The following is a 26,677-nucleotide window of genomic DNA, read 5'->3' as shown; positions in this document are numbered from 1 at the left end:
CGGGTTCCCCCCCCCCCCCCCCCCCCCCCCCCCCCCCACACCACCCCCCCCCCCCCCCTCCCCCCCCCCCCCCCCCCCCCCCACCACCCACCCCCCCCCCCCCCCCCCCCCCCCCCCCCCCCCCCGGGCCGGGCGGTTCGAGCGGGTCAGACGTCCCACATGGACTCGGCCATGGGGCCGTTGCGGGGCGCCTCGTGGTGGGAGATGTCCACGGCGTGTAGGCGGCGGAACAGCGGGTGCAGTTCCTGGGCGGCGCCGATCGCGCTGGTCAGGAACGTGTGCGTGTCCGCGATCATCCCGGCGATGCGCTCGTCCACCGGGTACGCCTCGGCGGACTGCTCGGCCAGATACCGCACCGCCGCGGCCAGGGACTCCAGCCCGGTGGGCAACCCCTCGTACTCGGCGCCCACGGCCATCATGTTCGCCGGCGCCCACCGGCTGTACGCGGTCTCGATGTCCTCGCACGACGCGGCGAAGTGCGAGCGCCTGTAGCGGGAATCGCCGTGCGCGCGCCGCTCGCCGATGTTCCACATGGCCTCGCCGTTGCGCGGGGTCTCGTGCCGCGCAAGGTCGGCCGCGTGGAGCTTGGCGAACGCGGGCTCGATCTCGTCCGCCGTCTTCGCGGCCTCCGTCGTCAGCGCGAACACCGCCGACAACATCTCGGCGAGCTGCGGGTGCACCGGGTACTCGTTCGCGGTGTGCGTGGCCAACTCGTACAGGGCCTTGGCCGCCGACCGGATCCCGTCCGGGACGCCCTGGTACTCCGCGGCGACCGCCATCATCGTCGGCGGCGAGTAGCGGGCGTACGCGTCCCGGATCGCCTCGGATCGAACAGCGAAGATGCTCATGGGCACCACTCCCGTGGATTCCGCGCCGCCCGCGAGGACTGGCGCACTGGTGGCGGAGGCGACGTCGGTCGGCTCCGGGAAATCCGTCAACACCCGCTCGGGCGAACCCTCGGCGCCCGAACGGAACTTGCGCATGAGGCGTCGCCACACCCACGCCCCCGCGCGCGGGCCCCACATCAACGGGCCCTTGCCCAGCGCGGCACCGGGGCCGCGGCCGGTGGCCCACCGCAGCGCGCCACCGAGACCGGCGCCGAGCACGGACGCCGCGAGCCCCGCCGTCCCGGCCAGGACACCGGACCCGAGCGCGGCCAGGCCCGCACCGACCGCGCGGGCGACCTTCGGGGCGACCCTGCGCGCACCGGCCCGCGCCTGCGAGGCCCGCTCTCGCGCCATCCGACCGGCCTTCGACGTCGCCGCCTTGTGCACCGCGCCCCGCGTCGACTTCAACGCCCCTCGCGCCGCACCGCCGGGGCCCTTCCCCGAGCGCGAACCGGTGGCGGCTCCCGCACCACGGCCCGACCGGCTTCCCGCGCCCTTCGCCGAACCGGGGGTAGCGTTCCGATCCGCCTTGGTGGACGCGCCACCGGTCGCGGAGCCCTTGGGCCCGGCAGCCCCGCCGGGACGCCCGGCACGCGTACGACCGTTCGTCATCGAGCCGCCTCCCGTGCTCGTGCCACGGCCCAGGCGATGCGCCGCGTTCCCCGCGCCCAGACCCGCCCGAAATCCACCGCCCGACGGGCCGCCCGCCATCGCGGACCGTGCGCCGGAACGCCCACCGCCCTTGCCGCCGGATAGTCCCGCCCCCGACGTCGCACCGCTCGAACGCCGCGTGCCCGTGCGGCCGGGCGCTCCGGCAGTCCGTCCGTTGGCCGCGCCGCCGGAGCGACCTCCGCCGGGCACCCGGCCCGCCGCGGCACCCCGTGCAGTGCCGGAGCGTCCGGGCATCGGGAAGCGGGCACCCAGCCCGCTCCGCGTCTTGCGCTCGCGCGCCGACCTGGCCGCCCGGGTGGCAACGGCAGCGGCGGTCACCGCGCCCGCCAATCCGACCGGCCCCATCACGCCGACCGCCGCGTACAGACCTGCGCCCGACGTGGTCGCCGCCTCGGCCGCGAGTGTCGCGATCGGCAACACCCGCACCCGCTTGTCCGCTCGAACAACGGGGGCGGCGCCGTCGGGTTCACGGGTGACGGTCACCTCGATCGGCACCGTGGACGCCGTGGACGCCGTGGCGGACGGGAAGGCTTCCGGCTCGTTGTCCGGCAAATCACGCCGGACCGGGGGCTTCTTCGGCTTCACCGTGCTCGTTTCCGCCATGCTGGTCTTGCTCCTCTCAGGGAGTGCGGGGATCCGGCCGGGCCGTAGGAAGCGGGCCGGGTCCCCGACGTTTCGAAGCAACACGGGCCTTCACGAAGCACCACCGGACGTCCAGTCCGGCTCGTCCGTCGCAGGCACCAGGCTCAGCCGAGCCGCGTCCGACGAACCCGGCGCGCTCGTGCCGCGAAGGGCCCGAGCCGTGTCCAGCGCGATCTTCGCCTTCGGGTAGCCGACACCGAGTGCGCTCATCACACGCCGGTAGGAGACACGCTCACCGGGAACGTCCAGCAACGCGAACACCGCGTACACGTCCGCTTCCGAGACCGTTTCCGGCAGGGTTTCCGGAGCGATCGACGGCGGCCCCGGATGCGGTATCCACGCCGGAATCGGAGCAACGTCCGGCGGGCCGGGCGGCAACGCCTCGGGAACGGACGATCGCACCGTGTCCGGCGCGTGATCGGTGTGTTGTTCCCGCAGGTCGCAGGCCGGTTGGTCCAACTCGCGAATCAGATCGGCGATGCGACGGCGGTACACCGTCACCGCCTCGGCGAGGAGGATCAGCAACACCGGAGGAACGGAGTGCAGAACGATCCCCGCCGCGTCCGGATTCCGAGGAACACCGAACGACCCGTCCGGCCAGACCGACCCCCACACGTTCATCGCCCATGTCGCCAGGCCCGCGAACAGGCGTAACCCGGTGGCGCTTCCGCCGGGTCGGTCACCGTGCCTGCCCAGAACGCCGTCCGTCAGGAGCACCGCCCCCAGCGCGAGCGAGACCATCGGGTCCAGCAACCATGCGATGTACCACGGCGTGCCGTGCGAGATCGCGAACAGCGTCACGTTCACGCACGTGAACGCCAACGCCAAGCCGCCCACGATCAACAGCGCGACCGTCAACCCGCGGTCGGCCCGGCGAAGCGTCGCGACGCGCGGATCACTCATCGCAAGCCCCGATCGGCACCACGGCCAAGGTCGGCGTCTTCACGATCGTCCACAGCCGGAACACGGTCCCGGAGAACTCGAACCGGGCCTCGATCAACGTGTGGTCCCGATCGCTGGACAGGACGTGCTCGGCGACGTCGCCGGCCAGCAGTTCGGCGACCATCTCCAGCGTCAGGCGGTCGGACTCGTCGTCCGGCCCACGCTCCAACTGCCCGCGCACCTCGACCGAGGGCACGAACTCCTTGTCGTACACGATGTCGATCTGCCACGAGCACACCGGCGGCAGAACCGGCCCCACCGTCTCCAACTCCCGCAGGGCCAGCGCTGCGGCGGACCACCATCCCCGCTTCACGCCGCCCACACCTCCTCGTGCACCTCGACGCCGGGGACCCGAGCCCGGCCGGGCTCGCTGGTGGCGATCAGCAGTTCGGCGCATGCCGCCGTCCCCTCGTCCACGGCCCGCAACGCGGCCAGCAGCTGCTCGACGTGGCGGGCGAGTTCGCGATCCGTGCCCCACAAGTCGGAGAGGATGTCCCGCGCCGCGGCCAGCCGAGCCGCCTCCTCCTCCGCCGTCTCACCGGGCTCCCCATCGAACAGGGCCCAGTCGATGCCGAGCGCGAGTTCCGCGAACTCGGCGACCGTGGCCGCGTGGTGGCCAGCAACAATGCTTCTCACGGTCGTACTCCTCGAATCGGAGGGACGACCCACGGGGCGACCGCTTCCCGGCAAGGATCAGCGGTCGCCCCGGCACACACCGGTGTGCCCCATCTCGAAAGACGAGTGGTCATAACCCCCGGCGCGCATGCCAAACCACGCGCCAGGGACCAAAAGCACTCGTACGTTGTCCCCTTCCAGGAACGATCGCGCTCCTGTTGGTAGGCAGGGACATGGCCTTTCGGCCTCAATGCCTTCCGGTTGACCAGGGATCCGGAACCCTCGGCCCCCTCTGTCCGGGGCCCCTGATGACGCAGTCGTGCGACATGGCGGCCCGGACCCACGAAAGGTCAAGACGCCAAACGTTTGACGTATCGTCAGCGTGCACTACGCTCGAATCGACTGTCAAGGGACGACAGACGTTTGGCGTTTGCTAGGATCAACGAGCGCTCATCAGGCGCCACGACATGGGAGGGATGCCATGGCTTCACAGAAGTTGGGCTTCCGCGAGATCGCCGCAGCCATCCGAGAAGACATCGTGAACGGTCGGTACCCGACGGCATCGCTGCTGCCAGCGGAGCCTGAGTTGGCCGAGCGGTACGGTGCGTCCCGCAGCCTGGTCAACCGAGCGATGACCCTTCTCTCGGCCGAGGGACTGGTTCGACCGCAGCAGGGACGAGGCACTGTCGTGACTTGGCTTCCGCCGATGGTGCACTCGGCCGCGCGCTACTCACGAGAGGCGCGTGAGCAAAATGGTGCACGAGGCGCGTTCGACAGCGAGGTGAAGGCGCTTGGGCTGGAACCTCGGCATGAAATCACTGTGGAACGCGCCCAGCCACCGGTGGAAGTTGCCGAAGCGCTCGGATTGGCGACCGGCGAAGTGAACTGCCTGGTCAGGCGACGCAGGCTCTTCGCCAGCGAAATTCCCGTTCGACTGAATGCATCCTGGTTTCCTCTGGATATCGCCGAGGACACCATTCTGACGGAGCCAGCGCCGGTGATTCGAGGGGGCGTCAAGAGCGCTTTGGCTGAGCTTGGCTATCCCCAGACAGTGGCGCGGGAACGCATCACTCCCAGCCGGCTGCCGACTGAGGAGGAAGCCCACCTTCTCAATATCAGCCCGGAGCGCACGGTCACGGAAATCGTCCATGCCGGGGAAACCTCCGCAGGCCGTGTGGTCGAGGTGACCACCACGCTCGCGCCCGCCCAGTACCTGGTTATCGAGCACGTTTTCCCGCTCGCCTGAAAGCAGGAGATCCATGATCACCGAAGCTGTGAAAGCGAAATCATCCGGCCTCATTGGACGCCTGCCCGCCTACATCTATGATCTGGACGCCCTAGCGTCGCATGCCGCGTCCATACGGGCAGCTCTCTCAGTCCCTGGCCTGGAAATCTTCTACGCTGCCAAGGCGAACCCCGAGGCCGCCATTCTGCGCACCCTGGATCCATATGTGGACGGCATCGAGGTGGCATCCGGTGGAGAGCTGGAGCATGTCCGGCAGATTCTACCCAACGCCCGAATCGCCTTTGGTGGGCCGGGGAAAACGAGCCATGAATTGACTCGCGCCTTGGAGCTGGACGTAGAGCGGATTCATGTGGAAAGCCCGCGCGAAATGGCGGCAGTGGCAGCGCTTTCCCGGACTGTAGGCAAGGAAGTCGACGTACTGCTACGCGTGAATCTCGCGGGGCAGCGCGACGGCGCGGCGTTGTCGATGAGCGGCCCGTTCGGCATGGACCCCGACCTCATCGAAGCCTGTCACGACGTATTGGAGACGTCCCCCTGGGTACGACTGCGCGGCATCCACGCGCATCTCGCTTCCGGCCTCAATGCCCCGGACATGTTGCGTCAAGCATCTGAGATTCTCGACTGGGCCCGCCCCTGGCTCGCCAAGGCCGGTGTAGTTCAGCCGGAAATCAACCTGGGCGGCGGGATGGCCGTTGACTACGAGAACCCTGCTATTCAATACGACTGGGCTGCATACGGAAGAGGGATCTCGGAGTTCAGCAAGCCTGGAGAAACCCTACGGATCGAACCGGGCCGATCCGTGAGCGTCTACGCTGGCTGGTATGTCACCGATGTGATCGACGTGAAGCGCGGACACGGGCAGTGGTACGCCATCTTGCGCGGTGGAACCATGCACATCCGCACACCGGTCACACGGCAACACAACCAGCCGTTCACCGTGCTGGAAACCGAAACTCACGACATCAATCGCCCTGAAGTACACCACGAGCTGGTCACATTGGTTGGCCAACTATGTACACCGAAGGACGTCTTCGCGAGTCGGGTGCCGGTCGAGCGGCTCCGCATCGGCGACATCGTGGCATTCTCCATGGCCGGTGCCTATGCCTGGAATATCTCGCACCATGACTTCCTGATGCACCCCAAGCCCGAATTCCACTACCTGAAAACCGAAGACGGGCAGGAGGGTCAGTCAACGCAGAGCGAAGCGATCAGCCGACTTCGAGGCGCGACATGAGCAGGCGACCCTGACGGGCGGACCACCGATCCCGTCTCAGTTTCCGCCGAAAGATCAGCTGCCATGGACTAGCTAGTGGCCGCCCGCAAAACACGAAGCCCCCGATGTTGCATCGGGGGCTTCGTGTTTTGCGGGCGGCGTAGCCGATCATTCACGAACGCATGGAGATAGGGATCTCGATTTGAGGCTGAAGAATTTCGAGACGCCCCGCGTATGTGCGCACCACTTTGTTGTAAATATCGGCATCCTTTGAAGACGTCAACGTTATTACTAGTGCATACTCCATGCGATCAATGCTCGCGCCAGCGAGTTGTTCGACTCGCGACAAATAGCGAACGTCGAATGCGGGCCGAAGAAGGGAAGCAGCTCTGAATGTCTTAGTCTTATGCTTTGTTGTTTCCCATTTGTGTGCAATTTTCCGAAGATCGTTCTCAGGTGTATAGTCACCCATTTGAAAGAACGCAGTCGTCGCTGGGTGGATGCTTTCATCCGAAGCCATACGCTCTGCATGAGGACGAAAAAACGGTTCGATAGTGCTGCCTGTGTAGGTGCTTGGGGTGCGGGCTTCCGTGGGCGAGTTGACGCAATAAGTTGCGCTGATGCTAACGCTTCCTTCGCGCACATCTTCGGGCAATGGGATCGGCATTCGGATGGCTTGGCCAGGCTCGATCGATCCTTGATAAAGGATCCTGACTGAGTGTGGCGAGCAAACGACGAAGTCTTCCAGTTCGTTCGGAATTCTCCCCCATCCGACTTCTTCGATAGAGGCTTCATCGCGCTGGGCACAGTGGATGAGCAAAGCTTTCAGAGCCAGCGCATTGAGGTGGCCGCCGAAATGGGCACGGATCCCCATCGCCATCCGCAGAGCGGCAGGTGCAGCAAAACTAGTTCCGGCTGCGGCGAGCGGGTCACCGTCCGGCTGTTGCGAGGCGAAGAGGAATGGTTCATGCCTAGTCCCGCCGAAACTGAGAATGTCGGGCTTTACCATTCCCGGGGATCTTCCTGGGCCAACGGCACTGTACCCCGCCCGATCCCAGCGGGGACGCTGGCTATCCGCCGATCCTACAGCCAACGCATTTACGCAATCGGAAGGGACCTGAACCCTTGAATTTCCTGATTCTCTATCCTGTTCGCCATTGTTCCCGGCGGCAACAGTCAGAAGTGTATGCCCGCTCGAAAGATACTCATCGAGCACTGCCGTCCACGGATGCACTTCATCATCTTCAATGGGTAGCGAGGGGCCCAGGCTCAAGTTGACGAACTCATAGTCTCCGCTCGTCAGAACATCCTTGATGCGTCCGAGTGTCTCATAAAGCGCGTACGGATCATCTTCCGAATCATCCAGAACGCGATAATGATCGATAGTACTGAAGGGTTGCTGTATTGGAACTCCAGGCTTCACAGACCCGAATAGCGCGGCAGAAGTCACCTTGTGCCCGTGGTCGACACATTCGGCGATTGCGGGCCCGACTCCTGGAACTTCGTAGCTGTTCACCCATCTACTCAATGACCCTGCAATTGGCAATCCTCCGTCGAAGATGGCCGTGCGGATAGATGGGTCCAATACAGGTTTGTCGGGGAGAGGTGCGGGCGCCTGCCCTGAAAACACCACGCTGCGCTCTACGGGGTGCATGGTGCGAAGCCGAGGCATCGGGCGTACGACGCGCAGGAAGGAAAAGCGGCTGAGCTCGTTCACTTCGTTGCGGGCAATACGGACCGGCATGAAGACCAGGCCAGCCACGGTGATGCTTCGTTCTACTTCGGCCGTGGCACCACATGACTGGGCGTAACTCGCGAAAGTCCTGAGAATCGCTTCGCGGTCACTGGCAGGAAGATGAAGGCCTACCTCTACGAGAGTCGCGTCTCCGCTCAACCCCTCGATGCCACGTTGCTTGTCTTGCAGACTGGGTGCCCGAAACGCTTCCAGCAATCGGAGCGGGGAGTTATCAGGAAAAGAACCCAATGTTTGCATGCGCTGAGCGAATCGAGAGAAGCCTTCCCGACGTCCTGCAACGAAGAGCTCGGTTGTTTCCATGGGCAGTGGATGGCCTTGACGTGTCCATTTCGCCGGTACGACCTGCGCTCCGCGCGACCCGATGTAGGAAAAGCCGAGACTTTTGAGAAAGTCCCCTGGATGATGCGACTTGGCAATGAACTGCGGATGTAGTGTGAAGACACCGACTGACTTGTCTTCAGGGCAGGCTTCCCGCGGGAGATCCGAGAAAATCCGAACGGCTGATTCTACCTGAGGTCGGAGTCGCCGCCTTGCTTCTTCCGTCGTATAGGGCGCCCGTGGTGCGCGTCCACCTCGTGAAAGTGAAACCGGCGTAACCAGTCGTTCGCCGTGACCGAGTAGGAAATTGCGTTCTCCGGACATGGTCGCATCTCCCTTAGCGAGCCTGAACTCCTACTACTCCTCGCGCTGCCGACGACGTATCGTGTCGCGGCTGACTCCTGTCAGATCACTCACTCTCCGCTGGGACAATGCACCAGCTTGCACCAAGTCCAGGGCGATCTGCAGGCGATCTGCCTGATCCATCCCGCGCAACCGCTCCTGACCCAAGCGAAGCAGGATGTCGAACATACGTTCGCCACCAAGGGCGGCTTTCCTACGTGCGGTCATGACCAGGCGCTCAGCATCGGCGAACGATGCTCCAGCGAGAACTCGCACTAGAAAGCTGATGACGTCTGCTGACTCGCTCGCGCAATACTGCCACAGGGCCTTTTCGAGTTCCTTGGGGCCTGGAAGCGGGAAGTCAACAACGAGATCGAAACGACGCCAAACAGCTGGATCTAGAAGGTTTCCATGGTTGGTAGCGGCAAGAAGCAGTGAACTTGCGGGCCAATCATCGATCTCTTGTAGTAGAACCGTGACCAACCGTTTCAGTTCACCAACCTCTGCCGCGTCATCGCGGCGCTTGGCGACGGTATCCAGCTCGTCAAGTAGGAGAACTGACGGACTTGCTTTGGCGTAGTCGAGCACTTTTCGGATATTGCTGCCGGTGCGGCCTAGGTAGCTGCTCATCACGGTCGATAGATCCAGGACGAGCAGAGGGCATTTCAATTCGTCCGCCAGCCAGCGCGCCACCAAGGTTTTTCCGACGCCGGGCGGTCCGGTGAACAGCGCTGTGCGACTCGGGGTTAGGCCGGACGCGGCCAACTTGTCCTGGTTCTGATGCTCATCCCGAAGCTGCTCTACCTGCTCTTTGACTGAGGGCGAGAGGACCGGGTTCACCGCAGGTCCGAGCTGGTCCGCGCGAATGAGAGGGAGCCTGCTGTCACCATCGAGCGGGATGTGCGCAGCGTTGCCGTAGCCCCGCATGGGCGTCTCAGGGCCAGGCGCGGCGCGAAGCAGATCCCGCAGGGCTTCCGAGAGCGTGCCGTTGGTCGTCTGGTACCTGCGAGCCATGCGCTGAATGAGCGTTTGCACGTCCTGCGTCCGCCCTGCCATGGCTACACGGGCCAGCTGGACTAGGTCTCGATCATATGGACTACTTTCGTCCATGTGTGTCATGACTCTCCCTTCTACCTCGCCACTTACCCTAGTCGGATCTGGACGATTCTTGCCTACCAATCCACCATCTAGTCCACATGCATGCCCTGAGTCTGCGGAGGCGCACTGACAGTTCCTACCAGCTGGCATCACCGAGGTGGGCTTCGTGGCCAGTTGCTACCCCTCGTGGGCCCAGCGCTCTAGCTGTGTGCCGGCTAGCGAGCAGGGTTGGGGGAACGTCCCAGGCTCGCGCGGGTCAAGGCTCCTCTGTGACCAGCCGACAACCTCAAGGCGCCAGCCCTCACCGTCTTGATGTCCCGGCCCGCCGAGGGTTCCGCCTCCCGGCATCACGGGGCAAGGCACGTGAGTCCGGCTAAGTGGTCCGACTGACACAGATTCAGAGTCTCGAAGGCGGTAACCCGACCGAGCTCTTGAGGCCACGCCAGACCTGCGCCAGGATCTAGTCGTCTCACTGTCCGCCCTCGGGCTCCGCCGCTGGTCAAGGCTGCTTTGGCTCAGTGCCCTCCGGAGCCGTGTGCGCAGGTTCGAATCCTGCCAGGGGCACACAGCGTGAACAGTCTCAGCAGGCACGATCACTCGTGAGCTGCTGTTTTTGTTTTGGGGCTCTTTTTTGCCGTCACGATGTGTGGCGCGCGGCGAGGTGGCGGCAGGCGTAGGACGGCCTCTGTGCCATATATGCGCAATGATCTTGAGGGTGTTTCCGCGGGTCACAGTGCGTATGCGGTGTAGTCGCGGCGTGGCCCGGACGCGACGGAAGGCCCGGGTCGCTCCGGGGCTTCCTGTTATGTCCTTGTTCGCGTGCTGCTTCAGGCCTGCTCATCGTGTGCGTCGCAGTTGTCGGTCCAGGGCTTGTCGTTGGCCGGTCGGGTCGTGTGTGGGGGCAGCGGTCCCAGCTCGATTCCGTTGGGGCGCAGTCGGTCCGAGCGGGTGCGCTGTTCCGGCCGAACTCGCCGCGAACACCGCGAACGCCGCGAACGTCACGGCCCACGGGAGGGGAACCGACCACGGCTTCGAACTCAGCACCGCGATCGAGTCGTCTCGGGCAGAGTCGGCCACGTTGCGCGTCGAGGTCTCGGACCGGCGTGACGGGATGCCGACCATCCGCCCGACCTTTCCCGTCGACACCGCCGACTCAGGACGAGGTCGGCTCCCTGTCTGCGCTCTTGCGAACAGTCGATTGGCTTGCGGGGCAGGGGACTGCGGATGGTCGCCATCAACGCCATGATCCGGAAGCTTGGCGGACAGTCGCGTCCAACTCCGGGCAGACTTGGGGGAGTTCATTCGGACGTTTCCGGCGATCAGATGAGGCCGTGGCGGGCGAGTTCGGTCATCAGGTTGCGTTTGCGGTGGTGGGTGGTGTGCAACTTGGTGAATGCGGCTTCCCACAGGGGTTCGCGGTTGGTGGCTTGGGCGGTGTCGCGGGCGCGGGCCAGGAGGTCTGCGGCCTGGGCGTAGGCGTGTTTGGTTGTGGTTTTGATGAGGGCGGTGGCTTCTCGTAGGTAGATCTCGAGGGCGTCATCCGGGCGGGTGGTTCGGCAGGCGTCGGCGAGGTTGAGCCATTGGGTGCGGGTGGCGCCGAGGGTTTCGGCTGCGTGCCAGGCTTCGGTGAATCGGTCCTCGGTGAGGAGGATGTCGATCAGGGCTTGGGCCGCTCGGGCGCGGGTCTGTGGTTGTTCGGCCGCGTCGCGGAGTGCTTGGAGGGCCTGGACGCGGTAGTGGTCGGCTTCTCCGGCCGCTGCCGCGGCTTCGAGGAGTTGTCGGTGCGCCGGGACGCCGAGTCGGTGTCGGAACTGGTCCCAGCGGACCTTCAGGGCGTCGGCGTAGCGGCCGGCGGTGGTGTAGCGGTGGGTCAGGTAGTCGGCGAGCCTGGGTTCTTCCGGGTGCTCGGCGGTGCCGCGTTCGGCCCAGGTGAGGGCCTCGTCTTCGCGGCCGGCGTCGGTGAGTGCGTCGGCGATGCGGAGGTAGGCGTAGCCGTGGGTGAGGTCGGTGGCGAGTGCTTCGACGAGGGCGTCGGTGTCTTCCTGGGCCTCGGCCAGGTCTTCCCGTAGGTGCTGGATCAACCATCCGTCTCGGTTCCCGGCGGACTCGGCTTCGCGCAAGCGCGCGGCGTAGTGCGCGATGCCGGCGTCCCCCAGCGGCTGCGTGTAGTCCTGGATCGCCAGTTCCGGCCAACTGTGGTTCGCGAGCTGGAACGCGAGGAGCCAGTCGGCCAGTTCGACGGGATCGGGTGAGGCCGTCGCGCACGCTTCGGCGTGCAGTTCGACCAGTGCCTCGCCTTCCTCGGTGATGCCGCCGTCGGAGTCGTCGATCGCCTCGATGGCGGCGCCGATCAGGGCCAGGGCTCGGCCGGCGAGGTCGATGACGGCGACATGGTGGCCGGCGGCGGACAACTCCCCCAGCGTCTCGGCGATGTCGGCGACCGCCCCGGCGTAGGTGTGGGCGCCGTGCCGGTCCAGGTAGCCGTAGGTGCGCAGCGAGCGGCCCAGGTGCTCGCGGATCGCCGCGATGTCCGGGCCGGCACCGGCGTCGGTACGGGCCGCGCGCAGGTGGAGGCGGCGGCGCAGGTCGGGATCGCTGCCGGCCGCCTCGTCGAGGAGGTCGACGAGTTCGCCGTGGTCGAGCGAGGCGAGATAGGCGCGCAGATCGATCGCGGCGCCCTGGGGTTCCCCGACCGGACCGGCCTCGGCCGTACGCAGGAAGACCAGGCCGACCGCGACGCAGTGTTTGCAGAAGTAGCCCTGGTCGCCGTACGGGCAATCGCACCGACCGGTGAGATCGTCCGGCCCGAATTCGAGGACGACGTCGTAGGTGTCGTTTCCGTACACCACGGCGGTGATGACACCGGGGCCGTCCTCGGTCAGATTCGCGACCGCGTCGAGGTAGCCCTCGCCGCGCTCGAACGACTTCGATCCGGCGGCGTCGAGGAGGTCTTGCTCGGTGAATATCGACACAGCCGACATCAAACCGCATCCGGCCCGACCCTCGATCTCGACCTCGCTTCTACCCGCCGAGTGTGCCGGACAGCCGGCGCAGCGCCTTGAGCAGGTTCGCGAGGTCGGGAGCGTCCGCGAAGAAGGCCGCGTCCGCCGCTTCCACCGCCTGCATGGCCTTGGCGGCCAAGTCGGTTCCGGGGGTGGTGATGTGGAGGAGCTTGGCTCTGGTGTCGGTCGGGTCGGTCGCTCGGGTCAGGTAGCCCTTGGCTTCCAGGCGGCGCAGGACCGGGGAGACGGTCTTGACGTCCATGCCGGCGTGGGCGGCCAGGGTGAGTTGGTTGGGCTTGGCGCCCTGGGTGTCGAGCCAGTACAGGCTCGCCAGGAGCACGAATTGAGGGTGGGTCAGGTCGAGCGGGCCGAGGGTGGCCGCCATTGTGCGCTGCCAGCGCAGCGTGGTGTGCCACAGGAGGAAGCCGGGGCTGTCTTCGGCGGTCAGCGGCATGTCGGCCCTTTCGACGTCGGGATCGGCCTCGGGGTCAGGATCCGAGACGATTATCTGTACGTCGACTATCTCTGTCATGGGTATCTTGACATGGCGAAGGGGTGGACATCGTCTCCTCGCAGACGACGCCCACCCCGGTCGGGTGCCCGCTACGCGAGCAGGTTCCGCACCGCCTCCGCCGCGTCGTGGCCCGAGAGCACCGCGCCGTCCATGTAGCCCTGGGACGTGCGTGCGATGTCGCCGCCCGCCAGGACCACCCGCCCGTGTGGCTCCCGCGCCGCCGCGAAGAGGGGCCACTGGCCCGGGCGGGGGGCCACCCACGTGCCCCGCGCCAGTGGGTCGGCGGACCAGTCGTGGGTGAGTACCTCCAGGACACGGGCGTCCGGGTACAGCTGCCGCACCGCCGTCTCGATCGAGGCCCGGTCGGTCGGGTCGAAGCTCTCGGCGAGGCCGAAGACGACGGAGACGTCCTCCCCGGCGTTGTACACGGCGAGGACGCCGGGCGGCCAACAGCCCGCCTTGGTGTCGACGGGTATCCCGGTCGTCCGGGCCGCCACCTTCACCGAGCGGCCGGCGTGGCCCTGCTCGGCCAGTGCCGCCACCGCCGCCGGCAGCGCGGGCTCGAAGGCGATCGCCGCCCACGTGTTGAGCGGTGTCGCGACCACTGCCGCGGCGGCCGGCACGGCGCTGCCGTCGGCCAGCCCGAGAAGCACGCCCGGCCCCTCCTGACGCACCGCCACCACCCGCGCCCCGAAGCGCAGTTCGGCGCCGAGCGAGGCCGCCATCGCCACCGCCACCGCGTCCGCACCGCCCGCCGCCCGCTGATCCTCGGCGCCGAACGCCGCCGCCGGGTCGCCGCCCAGCGCGACGATGTCCTCGATCACGCCCACCGCCGAGTACTCCTCGGGGCGCGCGCCCATCAACGCGGCGCCGAGCACCGACAGGTACGCCGCCGCCCGCGCCGGTAGGCCCTCAAGCAGCTCGCCGTACGCCACGTCCAACCCGTCCGGCGCCTGTGAAGCCGTCAACTCTGCTGCCAACGCCGTGAGTTCCGCGACAAACTGCTCGTACGCGGCCAGATCCGCCCCGGTCAGCGGCATCGCGCCCTCGGACGCCTCACCGTCCAGCAACCACACCTGCCGCGCCGCGCTCTCCCGTGCCGGGGCCAGGTCCACGCCGTAGCGTTCGTACTCGGCCATCAGCGCCCGGTGGTACTCCGCCGAGATCCACTCCGCGCCGAGGTCGACCCGAACTCCCGTACCGGGGAGGACCTTCGACCACGTCCGGCCGCCGACCCGATCGCCCGCCTCCAGGACCACCACGCGCAGCCCGGACGACGCGAGCTCCCGCGCTGCCACCAGACCGGCCAGTCCCGCGCCCACCACCGCCACGTCGTAGGCCGTGCTCATCGGCCCCCTCCCTCGCGGTTCACAGACCCTCTCCCGTGTACACGGCCGCGCCCTCGACGTACGTCGCCAGCACGCGCGTGTCGCCGATCTCCGCCGGCGCGCCCGCGTACGGGTCGCGGTCCAGGACGACCAGGTCGGCGAGCTTGCCGACCTCGATCGTGCCGGTGTCGTGGTCGCGGTGGTTCACGTACGCCGTGCCCACCGTGTAGGCCGCGAGCGCCGCCGTGAGGTCGATCCGCTGCTCGGGCAGGAAGATCGTGTCCGACGGCTCCGCAACGGCCGGCAGCACCCGGTTGACCGCGGTGTGGATGCCCCACATCGGATCCGGCGCGCTGACCGGCCAGTCGCTGCCCGCCGCGAGGGTCGCGCCGGAGCGCAGCAGGTCGCCGAACGGGTATTGCCACGCCGCCCGTTCGTCACCCAGGAACGGGATGGTCAGCTCGTCCATCTGGGCCTCGTGCGCGGCCCACAGCGGCTGCAGGTTGGCCGCCACGCCCAACTCCGCGAAGCGCGGCACGTCGTCGGGATGGACCACCTGGAGGTGCGCGATGTGATGCCGGTGATCCGCCCGCCCATTCGCCGCGAGCGCCTGCGCGAAGCCGTCCAGCGCCTCGCGCGCGGCCCGGTCGCCGACCGCGTGTACGTGGACCTGGAAGCCGTGCGCGTCGAGCAGCGTGACGTGCTCGCGCAGCGCCGCCGGGTCCACGAAGCTCAGTCCGCTGTTGCCGGTATGGCAGCCGCAGCCGTCGAAGTACGGGTCGTTCATCGCGGCCGTGAAGTTCTCCGCGACCCCGTCCTGCATGATCTTCACGCTGGTGGCCGCGAACCGACCGACCGACGAGGACGCGCGGAGGTCGAGAAGCCGCTCCAACTGCTCGGCGCCCTGGTCCCGTTCCCACCACAGCGCGCCCACGACGCGCGCGGTCAGCTGCCCCGAACGGGCCGCGGTCAGATAGGACTCCAGCGGGTCCAGACCCGGATGCGCCGAACCGACCATCGCGTCCTGCCACGCCGTCACGCCGACCGAGTGCATCCGCGCCTGGCCCGCGAGCAGCGCGCGCAGGCCGTCGGCCGCGTCCAGGCCCGGGACGAGGTCGCCGACCAGCGCGGTCGCGCCCTCGTGCAGGGTGCCCTGCGGGGTGCCGTCCGGTTCGCGCTCGATCCGCCCGTCGGCCGGATCCGGGGTATCCCGTCCGACGCCCGCGAGTTCGAGCGCGCGGGTGTTGACCCACGCGCCGTGGCCGTCGGCGTTGATCAGGAACGCCGGGCGATCGGGCACGATCGCGTCCAGTTGCTGCCGACTGGGCGTACCGCCCGCGAACGCCTCCATGTTCCAACCGCCGCCGCTGATCCACTCCTCGTCGGGCCGGGCGGCCGCGTACGCGCGGATCAGGGCGAACGTCGAGTCCGCGTCCCGCGCGTCCGAGAGGTCGCAGCGGATCAGCGTCATGCCCGCGAGGGCGGGGTGTACGTGCGAGTCCTGGAAGCCGGGTACGAGCGCGCGGCCGGTCAGGTCGATCACGTCGGTGCGCGAACCGATCAACCCGCGCACATCCGCGTCGTGCCCGACGGCCACGATCCGCCCGTCGCGCACGGCCACCGCCGTGGCCCGGCGACGCGCGGCGTCGATCGTATGGACCGAACCACCGCGGAAGACGACATCGGCAGGGGTGGACATGGAACTCCTTGTACCGAGTTGCGTTGAAAAGAATGAAGAGAGGAAGACCGAACCCGACGAAGACCGAACGCGAAGCAATCCACGAACGCGCAGAGAACGCGAACGAACGCGAACGAACGCGAGAGGACGCGAAAAGCGCGAAATGAACGCGAACGGCGAAGAGAAGGAGGGGGAGGAGGTGGAGCCCGCCGAGCAGCGCGAACCCGGCCAGGAGATCGAGCCCGCCGAGCAGCCCTGGCCCGATCGGTACATCGAGTCCGACCGGACCAAACACCCCAAGGAGCCCGAGCACGCCGAAACCCGAGCCCGACCCGGCTCCGAGCACCGAAGGCCCGAGCCCGATCCCCTCAGAGCGCCGGAATACCCGCACCCACGTAGTCCCACGGCCGCGCCCGCTCCAGCGCCGCCGCCACCCGGAACACCGTCGCGTCGTCGTAGAACCGCCCGACGATCTGCACCCCGGTCGGCACCCCGCTCGACGCGTGGCCCGACGGCACGCTCAGCACCGGACAGCGGCTCGCGATGTTGAACACCGTGGTAAGCGACGCCTCGAGGTAGTGCTCCAGCTCGACGCCGTTGATCGTGACCTTGGTCGAGGTGTAGTCGTCGTCCGCCAGGTACGCGGGGATCCCGACCGTCGGGCACAGCAACACGTCGTACCGGTCGAGCAGTTGCCCCACCTCGGCGTGGATCGCGGCCTCGCGCTCCAGGCCCTCGAGCAGGCCGCCCCGCTCGGTGGCGGCGACCGTTTCCTCGACGAACCTGAGCGTGTACGCGTTCAACCGGTCGCCGTGTTCCTCGGCCACCCCGCGCACCCACGACCCGAAGATCGCGCCGAAGTGGATCAACGCGGTGTCCAGCACGTCCCGCCGGGTGATGTTCACCGGGACCTCCTCGACGATCGCGCCCGCCGCGCGCAACGCGTCCGCCACGGCGCGCGTGTTCGCCTCGACCTCGGGGGCGACCAGCCAGTCCCCCAGCGTGATCGAGAGCGCCACGCGCAGCCCCTCGATGCCCTCCGGAGCGGTGGGCAGGACCAACTTGGGGCTGAGCGATACGCCGTCCAGCGGGTGCGGGCCGGCCAGCACGTTCTGCAGCAGCACGCAGTCGGCGACCGTGCGCGCCATCGGGCCGTCGTGGCAGTACGTGTCCAGGTTGAACGGCGCCAGCGCCGGGACCCGGCCGTACGGCGGCTTGAACCCGACCGTTCCGGTGAACGACGCGGGGATGCGGATCGAGCCGCCGATGTCCGAGCCGGTCGCGAGCGTGGTACTCCCGGCCGCGAGCGCGGCGCCGGCGCCGCCGGACGAACCGCCCGGCGAGAAAGCCAGGTTCCACGGGTTGCGGGTGATGCCCCACAGCTCCGAGCGGGTGAACGCCGCGCAGCTGAACTCGGGGGTCGTGGTGCGCGCGTGCACGATGCCGCCGGCCGCGAGCACCCGCTCGACCACCGGATGCGTGACGTCGGCGACCTCGGCCGCGAACGGCACCGAGCCCTCCGAGGTGATCCGGCCCGCGATGGGCTGCTCCTCCTTGGTCGCCACCGCGAGCCCTTCGAGCGGTCGCGGCGCGTCGCCCTTTCCGGCGTAGCGGGCCTCCGCCGCCCGCGCGCCGGCCATGGCTTCGTCGTAGATCCGCTCGGCGAGGCAGTTCACCCTCGGCTCGACGGCCTCGGCCCGCTCGATCACGGCGGTCATCAACTCGACCGGCGAGAGCGAGCGGTCCCGAAAGCGCCGCAGCGCCTCGGTCGCGGGCAGGTAGGCCAGCTCGTCGACCACAACCGGGGCGCGCTCGGTCCCCGCGGCGAAATCGGTCTCATTGCTCATGACTGGGTCACGTCCTTCCGGGTCACGTCCTGCACAAGGTCACTGCAAAAACTCACCGCGCGGTCACTGCACAAGGTCACCGCGAGGTCACTCCGCGAGGTCACTCCACGAGGTCACCGTGCGAGATCACCACGAGGTCACTGCACGAGATCACTGCACGAGATCACTGCGCGATGCCGGCAAACGAAGCCGGCAACGGCGGCCCCGAGGCCCTGGCCCCGAGGCCCCCGGAGCCCATCGCCCAAGCTCACCGCGTGCCCTCTGCGGCCAGCGCCCGGCGATCGGCCGCGATCCTGGCCGGGTCCCACCCGACCCGTGGCACGGAGTCGAGCAGCAGCCGGGTATACGGGTGTCGAGGATTCGTCAGCACCTCATTGGTGCTGCCGGCCTCGACGATCCGGCCGGCCCGCAGGACGACCACGTCGTCGGTGATGTGCCGGACGACCGCGAGGTCGTGGCTGACGAACAGGAAGCCCACCCCCGCGTCCCGCCGGATCCCGGCCAGGAGTTCGAGGATCTGCGCCTGGATCGACACGTCGAGCGCGGCGACCGCCTCGTCGAGGATGAGCACCGTCGGCTCGGCCGCGAGCGCGCGGGCGATCGCGACTCGCTGGCGCTGACCACCGGACAGCGCCTTGGGCAGCGCGGTCGCCTCGCGCGCGCCCAGGCCGACCTGGTCCAGCAACTCCGCCACCCGGGCCGCCCGCTGATCCTTCGTCAGCGTGCCGAAGTGCAGTCGCAGCACCTCGTCGACGCACTCCCCGACCGCGATCCGCGGGTCCAGCGACAAGTACGGGTCCTGGAAGACCATCTGGATCTCGCGCGCGCGGGCCAGTCGTTCGGCGCGATTGCCGGTCCGCGTGGCGCGCTCGTGGCCGCCCACCCGGATGCTGCCCGAGTCGGGCGTGGCCAGGCCGACCAGCATGCGCGCGGTCGTGGTCTTGCCGCAGCCGGATTCGCCGACGATGCCGAGCGAGCCGCCCGGCGCGAGCGTGAACGAGACCCCGGCCACGGCGGCGTGGTCGCCGAACGACTTGCGCAGATCGGTGACTTCGAGCGTGGTGTCGGCCGTGCGGGCGGAGCGGCTGGTCACGTCAGGATCCCCTCGTCGGCGCGGAAGCAGGCCGCGTAGGCGTCGTCGTGCCGGGTCAGCGCGGGTGCCTCGTCCGTGCACCGCGGCTGTACATGCGCGCAGCGCGCGGCGAACGCGCAGCCGGTGGGGGCCTCGGCGAGCGAGACCGGGCGGCCCGGAATGGGCTTGGGCGGCCCCGCGTCCGGATCGAGCCGCGGCGTCGAGGCGAGCAGGCCGGCGGTGTACGGGTGCCGCGGCTTCGCGAACAGGCCCTCCGCGGTCTGCGTCTCGACGATCCGGCCCGCGTACATGACGTAGACCCGATCGCAGACCGCGGCGGCCAGTTCGAGGTCGTGGGTCACGAACAGCATGCCCGTGCCGCGCTCGGCCTGGAGTCGGGTCAGGATCCCGATCACCTCGGCCTGGGTGGTCACATCCAGCGCGGTGGTCGGCTCGTCGGCGAGCAGCAGCGACGGCTCACCGGCGAGGGCCGCGGCGATCACGACCCGCTGGAGCATGCCACCGGAGAAGTGGTGCGGGTGGCGCCGCATCGCGCCCTCGGGGTCGCGGATGCCGACCGCCTCCAGGAGTTCGAGCGCGCGTGCCGCGGCGATCGCGGGCGCGGTGCCGGCGGCGCGCATGCCCTCGGTGAGGAAGTCGCCGACCCGGCGCATCGGGTTGACCGACGCGCGCGGGTCCTGGAAGACCATCGCCACCTCGCGCGAGCGCAACGAGCGCAGGCTCGCCTTGTTCAGGCCGAGCACGTTCCGCCCGTCCACCCGGACCTCGCCGCTCACCCGTGCCTTCGCGGGCAACAGCCCGAGTACGGACCGGCACGCGACCGACTTGCCCGAGCCGGACTCGCCGACCAGGCCCACGCTTTCGCCCTTTTCGACGCGCAGAGACACGCCGTCGAGGATCGGGCGCGCGGCTCGCCCCTCGGGCAGACGCACCGTCAGGTCGTCGATTTCCAGAAATGCCATGGGATCACCGCTCCCGCTTCGCGACTCGGTCGGCGATGCCTTCGCCGACGATGCCGAACGCGACGACCGCGACGACGATGCACACGCCCGGGGCGAACGACGGCAGCAGCACGTTCTGGAGCAGCGCCGATTGGCCCTCGTTGATCATCGATCCCCAGTCGGACTCCGGGGGTTGCACGCCGAAGCCGAGGTAGGACAGCGCGGCCAAGTCCATCAGCGCGTAGCCGAAGTTGATCGCCGACTGGGCCAGCACGGTGGGCGCGATGTTGGGGATCAGGTGCTTGACGCAGATGGTCCAGCCGGACCAACCCTGGACGCGATAGGACTCGATGTACGGCCGGGCCTTCTCCTGTGTGGCGACCGAGCGCACCAGGCGCCCGACGTACGGCGTGTAGGCGACGCTCATCGCGATCACCGGCGCGGTCAGCCCGCCGCCGAAGACCGCCACGAACAGGATCGCGATCAGCAGGCCGGGGAACGCGAACATCATGTCCATCGAGCGGGACAGGACCGCGTCGATCCAGCCGCCGCGCCACGCGGCGGCGACGCCGAACACGATGCCCAGGGCGGTGGACAGCACCACTACGAGCAGCGGGCCGAGCAGGCCGGTGCGCGCGCCGTGGATGAGCCGGGACAGGATGTCGCGGCCGGACTGGTCGGCGCCCAGCAGGTGGTCGGGCGTCGAGCCGGCCAGCGTCGCGGACAGGTCCACGGCGTTGGGGTCGTACGGCGCGATCAGCGGCGCGAACACCGCGACCAGGACGAGCAGCGCGAGCACGACCACGGCGCCGACGAACAGCGGCCCTTGGCGCAGCGCACGCAGCGCGCCGAAGCCGGGCCGGCGAACGACCCCGCCGGCCTCGGCGGTCCGACCGGGCTTGTCGGCCCTGCCGCTCTCGCCCCCGCCACGTTCTCGACCCGCGCCGCTCCCGCCGGGCGTCTCGCCGGTCATCCCCCCGGGCGTGTCGCCCCCGTCGGTCTTGTCGATCGAAATCTTGGTCACGAGGCACCTCGCCCGGTCAGGGAGACCCGGGGGTCGACGAGCGGTTGCAACAGATCCACCAGCAGGTTGACCAGGACGAACGCGGCCACCGTGAGCAGCGTGATGGCCTGCACGACGGGGAAGTCCTTGACGTTCACGGAGGTCACCAGGAGCGAGCCGACCCCGGGGACCGAGAACGCCGTTTCCACGATCGACGTGGTCACCAGCAGGCCGGCGAGCATCGTGCCGCCGACCGTGACGATCGGGCCGAGCGCGTTGCGCAGCACGTGTCGCCGAACCACCTTCGACTCGGCGACGCCGCGCGCACGGGCCACCTCGACGTGCTCGCGCGAGAGTTCGTCGAGCATCGAGGAGCGGGTGACCCGGGCGAGCAGCCCGGAAAGCGTGAACGCGAGCGCCACTGCCGGCAGCGTGAGGTGCTCGACGCGCCCGCCGAAGCCCGAGCCGCCGCCGAAGGTGGGGAACCAGCCGAGCTTGACCGCGAACAGCGAGACCAGGCCGATCGCGGCGACGAACGCGGGGGTCGCGGTCGCGACACCGGTGCCGATCAGCACGAGCTTGTCCACGAAGCCGGGGCGCAGCGCGGCGAGGATGCCCAGCAGCACGCCGGAGACGATCACCAGCACCGCCGCGTAGCCGATCAGGAACGCGGTCGTGGGCAGGCGCGAGGAGATCAGGTCGGCGACGTCCTGGCGAAACTGCACCGAGCGGCCGAAGTCGCCGGTGCACACGTCGCCGAGCCACTGCGCGTACTGCGACAGGAACGGGTCGTCCAGGTGGTACTGGAGACGCACGGCTTCCTTGGCCTCCGGCGTCGCCGGGTGGCCCTTGAGCAGGAAGGTCACCGGATCCCCGGGGGCGAGGTGGATCGCGCTGAAGACCAGGAACGAGGTCACCAGCAACACCAGCGCCAACCCGAGAAAACGGCCCAGGAAGTAACCCGCCATCAGCCCGCGGCCCCGACGGTGGCGGCCCACGGCCAGTACAGCTGCGCGATCCCGGGCGCCGCGCCTGTGATGCGCTTGTTCATGAACACGTTGTGCGGCGGCTCGAAGAGCGGGATCGAGGTCAGGTCGCGCAGCGCGATGTCCTGGAGTTTGGCGGTCAGGTCCGAGCGGGCCGCCGGGTCGGCGGTGCCGGCCGCCTGCTCGTAGAGCTTGTCGTACTCGGGGTTGGAGTAGTTGCCGTAGTTGGCGAACGCGCCGGTGACCATGGACTCGTAGAACTCCAACGGATCGGGCGTGTTCGTGTAGCCGCTGGTGACGACCAGGTCGATGCCCTTGCGCGCCTCGGGGTCGGTGAACAGCGCCGTGTAGGCGTCCGGGGTGACGGTCTTGAGCTCGATGTCGAGCCCGATCGACTTGCCCGCGGCCTGGATGGCGTTGGCCGAGACGGTGATCTCCGGCGCCAGCGAGCTGGTCGCGAGCACGATCTTCTTGCCCGCGCCGCCCCCGGCGTCGGCGACGAGCTTCTTGGCCGCGGTGAGGTCCTGCTTCACCGGCGGGAGGGTCGCGAAGTAGGTCGGCGCCTTCTCCGGGGCCAGGCCCCACGCGCCGATCGGGGTGAGCCCCCTGGCCTCGTTGGCGACCCCACCCGCCGCGGCCTTGATCAGGCCGGTGCGGTCGATCGCCAGGGACAGCGCCTGACGCAGCTTCAGGTCACCCATGGTGCCCTGCAGGTTGGTGACGGCGAGCAGGTAACTGCCGCTGTTGGGACCGAAGTAGAGCTTGCCGTTGGGGGTGTTCCGCAGGCGCCCATAGGCACTGGAGGGCACCGTGTAGCCGCCGTCGACCGAGCCCGAGACCAGCGCGTTCACGCGCGCGGACGGGTCCTGGATGAAGACGAACTTGAACGCGTCGGCCTTCGCGACCAGCTTCGCGTCCCAGTACTTCGGGTTCTTCTTGAGCGTGATCGAGTCGCCCGGGGTCCACTTGTCCAGCGCGAACGGCCCGGTGCAGTTCACCCCGCCCTGCGGGTTGCCGTAGTCCTTGCCGGCCTTCTCGATCGAGGCGGCGCTCTCGACCGTGCCGGGCGAGGCCGCGAGCATCGAGTTGAGCAGCGCGTCCGGCTTGGTCAGCTTGATCGTGACCTGGAGCGGGCCGGTGGCGTCGATCGAGGCGACGTTGCGGAAGGCGGTGCCCCAGGCGGACGCGAGTTCGGGGTCCAGGTGCCGCTTGAGGCTGGCGACCGCGTCGGCGGAGGTCATCGGCGTGCCGTCGTGGAAGGTGACGCCCTCGCGCAGGTTGTACACCCAGGTGAGCGGGTCCGGATTGGTGTACGAGGTGGCCAGGCCGGGCTCGATCTTCATGTCCGGAGTGGTCCGCAGGAACTGCTCGCAGACGTTCGCGAGCACGGTGTTGATCGGGTAGTCCCAGGCGTACAGGTAGTCGAGCGTCTGCGGCTCGGCGTACAGCGACCAGGACACCGACGGGATGGTGCCCTTGGCCGCGGGGGTGTCCGGACTCACCTGGAAGCCGCCACCGGGATTCGCGTTGTCGGACTTGCCACCGGAACAACCGGCCACGGCCGCGGCCGCGACGGCGACTGCTGCGACGGATCGGAGCATGCGCAAGAGAACCCACCTCTTTCCAGGGGGTAGCGGGGCGCTGGAGTTCTGTGGAGTATTGATGCGGGAACGTTCCCGCACAAGGGTTTGCGGGAACGGTTTTCTGAAGGTCATGGCGCTGTAACAGGAGCGTGACTCAGGGCTCGGCAGCCGGCAGCATGTGGCGTCATGAGCACTCCACCGCACGGCGGCGGCAAGCGTCCCGCGCCCGTACCCCGGGTCCGCCTCGTCGACGTGGCCCGTGAGGCGGGGCTGTCCAAGACCACCGTCTCGGCCGCCCTCAACGGCACCGGCCGGCTCTCCGACGCGGTCCGGCTGCACGCTCAGGAGACGGCACGCCGACTGGGCTACCGACCGAACGCGACCGCCCGCCTGTTGCGCGCGGGGCACGCCCGGCTGATCGGGTACGCGGTGCGCGAGTACGTGGAGACACCGTGGTCGTACATGGAGTCGCCCTACTTCGCCCAACTCACCAGCGCCACCGCGCAGGCCGCGCTCGCCCACGGGTACGCGCTGGTCCTGCTGCCCACCCACACGGCCCGGGACGAGTGGGCGGACCTGCCGCTGGACGCGGCGGTGGTGGCCGATCCGCTCGCCGATGACCCCTTGGTCGAGGACTTCCTGGCGGCCCGGATCCCGGTCCTCTCGGACCGCCGTCTGGAGGGCATGCCCGGCGCGCACTGGGTGGACATCGACCACGAGGCCGCCGTCCGCGGCGTACTGGATCACCTGGCGGCGGGCGGCGCGCGGCGGATCGGCGTGGTGGCCGCACACTCCACGTCGTTGTTCTACGAACAGGCGCTGACGGTGTATCACGCGTGGTGCGTGGAACGGGGGTTCGCTCCTCTCGTGGAGCTGACCCGGCGTCCGGGCAACCCGGCGACGCGTGCCGCGATCGACCACATGCTGGCTCGATCCGACCGCCCCGACGCGCTCTTCGTACTCACCGAGGCGAGCCCGCCGCTGATCCTGGAGACCGTCCGGGCTCGCGGCCTGAACGTCCCGCAGGACCTGCTGATCGTCTGCGTCAGCGACGACCCGACCGCCGCCCAGACCGACCCGCCGATCACCACGCTCAGTCTGCGACCGACCGAAATCGCGGCCGCGGGCGTCGAGTTGCTGATCAAGGCGTTGGAATCCGGCGACCGGAGCCCCACCGGCCGAGCCGTCCCGACCCGGCTCGAGATCCGGGACACGTCACGGCGAAGCGGGGATCATGGGTATTCGGACGAGGTCGGCAAAGCCGCTGCCCCGTAGCCGGGTTCCTTCGACGGCCGTCCCGGCGGGCTCCGCCGGATCGCCGCGGACCGGGTCGCCCGGGCAGGGCCGCACGGCGCCGAGACCGCACCATGCCTGACCACCCCTCAGGCCTTCGTTCGTCCGACCCGGAGGAAACGCCGTGATCGAGTCGACCCCGACTCCCGCCACCGCCGCGCCGACAGCCGTGCAGGGGTACAGCCCGCGCACCGGGACGCCGGTCGGTGAGCCGCTGCCCGCCAGTACCGGCCCCGAGGTCGAACGTGCCGTCGCCGCGGCGCAGGCGGCCGCGCCGGCGTGGGCCGCACGCTCCGGCGCCGAGCGGGCCGAGGTTTTGGAGGCCGTCGCCGACGCGCTCGACGCGGCGCGCGCCGAACTGGTCGCCGTCGCGGACGCGGAGACCGCGCTGGGCGAGCCGCGGCTGACCGGCGAGATCGGCCGTACCTCGGGCCAACTGCGGATGTTCGCCGGCCTCCTGCGCGCCGGCGCGCACGTGGGCGCGGTGCTCAGCCCGGCCGATCCGACGCTCGGGCGGCCCGACGTACGTCGCATGCTGCACCCGATCGGCGTGGTCGCGGTGTTCGCCGCGAGCAACTTCCCGTTCGCGTTCTCCGTCGCCGGCGGCGACACCGCGTCCGCGTGGGCGGCCGGCTGCCCCGTGGTGGTCAAGGTCCACGAGGCGCATCCGGCCACCTCGCTCGCGGTCGCCCGCGTGGTGCGTACCGCGCTGACCACCGCCGGCGCGTCCGCCGACCTGCTCGGCCTGGTCGCCGGTCGCGCCGCGGGCGGCCCGCTGGTCACCCATCCCGGGATCGCCGCCGTCGGATTCACCGGCTCGCTCGCGGGCGGGCGGGCCCTGTTCGACCTGGCCTCGGGCCGTCCCGACCCGATCCCGTTCTTCGGCGAACTGGGCAGCGTCAACCCGGTCGTGGTGCTGCCCGCAGCCGCGGCCGAACGCACCGAGGACCTCGCCGCCGGCTACCTCGGCTCGCTCACCCTGGGCACCGGACAGTTCTGCACGAACCCGGGGCTGCTGTTCGTGCCCGAGGACACCAATCTCCTGGACGCCATCGCCACGCGGGCCCGCACCGCGACCGGCGGCCCGATGTTGTCCGCCCGGATCCGCGACGCGTACGAGGGCGGCACCTCGGCGCGCGCGGGCCGAGAGCTGGCCCGAGGTACCGCCGCCGAGGGTGCCTGGGCGGTGGCGCCGGTGGTCTGGCACGCCGACCTCGCCGAGTTCCTCGCGCACGCGGCCGAACTGACCGAGGAGACCTTCGGCCCGGCCGGCCTGGTGGTCACCTACGCCGACGAGGACGCCCTGCTCGCCGCGCTCGGGCGCCTCCCGGGCAGCCTCACCGGCTCGGTGCACACCGTCGAGGCCGACCACCCGCTCGCCGCCCGGGTCGCCGCCGCGCTGCGCCCACGCGTCGGCCGGCTGATCCACAACGGCTGGCCCACCGGCGTAGCGGTGTGCTGGGCGATGCACCACGGCGGTCCGTGGCCCGCCACCACCGCGCCGGGACACACCTCGGTCGGCGGCACCGCGCTGGAGCGCTGGTTGGTGCCGACCGCCTACCAGGACTGGCCCGACGCCCTGCTGCCTCCGGAACTGCGCGACGCCAACCCGCTGGGCGTGCCGCGGGTGACCCAGCCCTGAACGCGCGGTTGCCGCCGGGCCCGGGAGAGGCCCGGC

20 protein-coding genes are annotated in these 26,677 nt (G+C 69.1%); 4 read left to right on the top strand and 16 right to left on the bottom strand.

Annotated elements, in window-relative coordinates; genetic code table 11:
* Positions 1-146: 146 nt before the first annotated feature.
* The 4 genes from ACZ4FV_RS18115 to ACZ4FV_RS18100 form a co-directional block, all read right to left on the bottom strand.
* Positions 147-1,295 carry a hypothetical protein gene (locus ACZ4FV_RS18115; RefSeq protein ID WP_465322894.1) on the bottom strand — a complete coding sequence of 383 codons (1,149 nt, stop codon included), beginning with the start codon at positions 1,293-1,295 and terminating at the stop codon, positions 147-149.
* 957 nt (positions 1,296-2,252) lie between these two features.
* A complete protein-coding gene (locus ACZ4FV_RS18110) occupies positions 2,253-3,104 on the bottom strand; it encodes a hypothetical protein (RefSeq protein ID WP_465322893.1) in 852 nt (283 codons plus the stop codon).
* Positions 3,097-3,456 (bottom strand): hypothetical protein, encoded by a 360-nt coding sequence (locus tag ACZ4FV_RS18105; RefSeq protein WP_465322892.1) that lies wholly within the window; start codon positions 3,454-3,456, stop codon positions 3,097-3,099. Before ACZ4FV_RS18105 ends, ACZ4FV_RS18110 begins: the two co-directional genes overlap by 8 nt.
* Positions 3,453-3,779, bottom strand: coding sequence for a hypothetical protein (locus tag ACZ4FV_RS18100; RefSeq protein ID WP_465322891.1), 327 nt, complete (start codon positions 3,777-3,779; stop codon positions 3,453-3,455). The genes ACZ4FV_RS18105 and ACZ4FV_RS18100 overlap by 4 nt, the downstream gene beginning before the upstream one ends.
* A 460-nt stretch (positions 3,780-4,239) precedes the next feature.
* On the opposite strand from ACZ4FV_RS18100, the gene ACZ4FV_RS18095 reads away from it, so the two are divergent.
* Positions 4,240-5,004 (top strand): GntR family transcriptional regulator, encoded by a 765-nt coding sequence (locus tag ACZ4FV_RS18095; protein ID WP_465322890.1) that lies wholly within the window; start codon positions 4,240-4,242, stop codon positions 5,002-5,004.
* A 13-nt stretch (positions 5,005-5,017) separates the two neighbouring features.
* Positions 5,018-6,238 (top strand): type III PLP-dependent enzyme, encoded by a 1,221-nt coding sequence (locus ACZ4FV_RS18090; RefSeq protein ID WP_465322889.1) that lies wholly within the window; start codon positions 5,018-5,020, stop codon positions 6,236-6,238.
* 151 nt (positions 6,239-6,389) lie between these two features.
* Here ACZ4FV_RS18090 and ACZ4FV_RS18085 read toward each other — a convergent pair whose 3' ends face one another.
* From ACZ4FV_RS18085 to ACZ4FV_RS18030, 12 genes are all read right to left on the bottom strand, one after another.
* The gene (locus tag ACZ4FV_RS18085; protein WP_465322888.1) at positions 6,390-8,273 is read right to left on the bottom strand and encodes a S8 family peptidase; all 1,884 of its coding nucleotides are present in this window, start codon (positions 8,271-8,273) and stop codon (positions 6,390-6,392) included.
* A gap of 375 nt (positions 8,274-8,648) precedes the next feature.
* Positions 8,649-9,752 (bottom strand): AAA family ATPase, encoded by a 1,104-nt coding sequence (locus ACZ4FV_RS18080; protein WP_465322887.1) that lies wholly within the window; start codon positions 9,750-9,752, stop codon positions 8,649-8,651.
* A gap of 1,298 nt (positions 9,753-11,050) precedes the next feature.
* On the bottom strand, positions 11,051-12,703 hold the full coding sequence (locus tag ACZ4FV_RS18075) for an SWIM zinc finger family protein (RefSeq protein WP_465322886.1): 1,653 nt from the start codon (positions 12,701-12,703) through the stop codon (positions 11,051-11,053).
* Between the two features lie 49 nt (positions 12,704-12,752).
* A complete protein-coding gene (locus ACZ4FV_RS18070; RefSeq protein WP_465322885.1) occupies positions 12,753-13,265 on the bottom strand; it encodes a MarR family winged helix-turn-helix transcriptional regulator in 513 nt (170 codons plus the stop codon).
* 71 nt (positions 13,266-13,336) lie between these two features.
* Positions 13,337-14,596, bottom strand: coding sequence for a flavin monoamine oxidase family protein (locus ACZ4FV_RS18065; RefSeq protein WP_465322884.1), 1,260 nt, complete (start codon positions 14,594-14,596; stop codon positions 13,337-13,339).
* Positions 14,597-14,615: 19 nt separating this feature from the next.
* Positions 14,616-16,274, bottom strand: coding sequence for an amidohydrolase (locus ACZ4FV_RS18060; RefSeq protein ID WP_465322883.1), 1,659 nt, complete (start codon positions 16,272-16,274; stop codon positions 14,616-14,618).
* A 347-nt stretch (positions 16,275-16,621) separates the two neighbouring features.
* Positions 16,622-18,100, bottom strand: coding sequence for an amidase (locus tag ACZ4FV_RS18055; protein ID WP_465322882.1), 1,479 nt, complete (start codon positions 18,098-18,100; stop codon positions 16,622-16,624).
* Between the two features lie 247 nt (positions 18,101-18,347).
* The gene (locus ACZ4FV_RS18050) at positions 18,348-19,193 is read right to left on the bottom strand and encodes an ABC transporter ATP-binding protein (RefSeq protein WP_395866097.1); all 846 of its coding nucleotides are present in this window, start codon (positions 19,191-19,193) and stop codon (positions 18,348-18,350) included.
* Positions 19,190-20,155: an ABC transporter ATP-binding protein gene (locus ACZ4FV_RS18045; RefSeq protein WP_395866099.1), complete on the bottom strand. Its 966-nt coding sequence runs from the start codon at positions 20,153-20,155 to the stop codon at positions 19,190-19,192. The genes ACZ4FV_RS18050 and ACZ4FV_RS18045 overlap by 4 nt, the downstream gene beginning before the upstream one ends.
* Before the next feature lie 4 nt (positions 20,156-20,159).
* Complete coding sequence (locus tag ACZ4FV_RS18040) at positions 20,160-21,158, bottom strand: ABC transporter permease (protein ID WP_395866101.1); 999 nt, start codon at positions 21,156-21,158, stop codon at positions 20,160-20,162.
* A complete protein-coding gene (locus ACZ4FV_RS18035; RefSeq protein WP_402230581.1) occupies positions 21,155-22,105 on the bottom strand; it encodes an ABC transporter permease in 951 nt (316 codons plus the stop codon). Before ACZ4FV_RS18035 ends, ACZ4FV_RS18040 begins: the two co-directional genes overlap by 4 nt.
* Complete coding sequence (locus ACZ4FV_RS18030) at positions 22,105-23,724, bottom strand: ABC transporter substrate-binding protein (RefSeq protein ID WP_402230579.1); 1,620 nt, start codon at positions 23,722-23,724, stop codon at positions 22,105-22,107. The genes ACZ4FV_RS18035 and ACZ4FV_RS18030 overlap by 1 nt, the downstream gene beginning before the upstream one ends.
* Positions 23,725-23,892: 168 nt before the next feature.
* On the opposite strand from ACZ4FV_RS18030, the gene ACZ4FV_RS18025 reads away from it, so the two are divergent.
* Complete coding sequence (locus tag ACZ4FV_RS18025) at positions 23,893-24,981, top strand: LacI family DNA-binding transcriptional regulator (RefSeq protein ID WP_402230578.1); 1,089 nt, start codon at positions 23,893-23,895, stop codon at positions 24,979-24,981.
* Positions 24,982-25,123: 142 nt separating this feature from the next.
* Entirely contained in the window at positions 25,124-26,641 is a 1,518-nt protein-coding gene (locus tag ACZ4FV_RS18020; protein ID WP_402230576.1) for an aldehyde dehydrogenase (NADP(+)), read from the top strand.
* Positions 26,642-26,677: the final 36 nt, after the last annotated feature.

The organism is Embleya sp. NPDC025285, assembly GCF_055558835.1.
The sequence above is the reverse complement of the archived record's forward strand: the minus strand, read 5'-3'. Positions and strand labels throughout refer to the sequence as shown.

Bases quoted from the DNA above. Each gene is read 5' to 3' on its own strand.
- ACZ4FV_RS18090 (WP_465322889.1), top strand. From the start codon at position 5,018: ATGATCACCGAAGCTGTGAAAGCGAAATCATCCGGCCTCATTGGACGC.
- ACZ4FV_RS18110 (WP_465322893.1), bottom strand. From the start codon at position 3,104: ATGAGTGATCCGCGCGTCGCGACGCTTCGCCGGGCCGACCGCGGGTTG.
- ACZ4FV_RS18080 (WP_465322887.1), bottom strand. From the start codon at position 9,752: ATGACACACATGGACGAAAGTAGTCCATATGATCGAGACCTAGTCCAG.
- ACZ4FV_RS18025 (WP_402230578.1), top strand. From the start codon at position 23,893: ATGAGCACTCCACCGCACGGCGGCGGCAAGCGTCCCGCGCCCGTACCC.
- ACZ4FV_RS18060 (WP_465322883.1), bottom strand. From the start codon at position 16,274: ATGTCCACCCCTGCCGATGTCGTCTTCCGCGGTGGTTCGGTCCATACG.
- ACZ4FV_RS18085 (WP_465322888.1), bottom strand. From the start codon at position 8,273: ATGGAAACAACCGAGCTCTTCGTTGCAGGACGTCGGGAAGGCTTCTCT.
- ACZ4FV_RS18030 (WP_402230579.1), bottom strand. From the start codon at position 23,724: ATGCTCCGATCCGTCGCAGCAGTCGCCGTCGCGGCCGCGGCCGTGGCC.
- ACZ4FV_RS18055 (WP_465322882.1), bottom strand. From the start codon at position 18,100: ATGAGCAATGAGACCGATTTCGCCGCGGGGACCGAGCGCGCCCCGGTT.
- ACZ4FV_RS18070 (WP_465322885.1), bottom strand. From the start codon at position 13,265: ATGACAGAGATAGTCGACGTACAGATAATCGTCTCGGATCCTGACCCC.
- ACZ4FV_RS18095 (WP_465322890.1), top strand. From the start codon at position 4,240: ATGGCTTCACAGAAGTTGGGCTTCCGCGAGATCGCCGCAGCCATCCGA.
- ACZ4FV_RS18045 (WP_395866099.1), bottom strand. From the start codon at position 20,155: ATGGCATTTCTGGAAATCGACGACCTGACGGTGCGTCTGCCCGAGGGG.
- ACZ4FV_RS18035 (WP_402230581.1), bottom strand. From the start codon at position 22,105: ATGGCGGGTTACTTCCTGGGCCGTTTTCTCGGGTTGGCGCTGGTGTTG.
- ACZ4FV_RS18065 (WP_465322884.1), bottom strand. From the start codon at position 14,596: ATGAGCACGGCCTACGACGTGGCGGTGGTGGGCGCGGGACTGGCCGGT.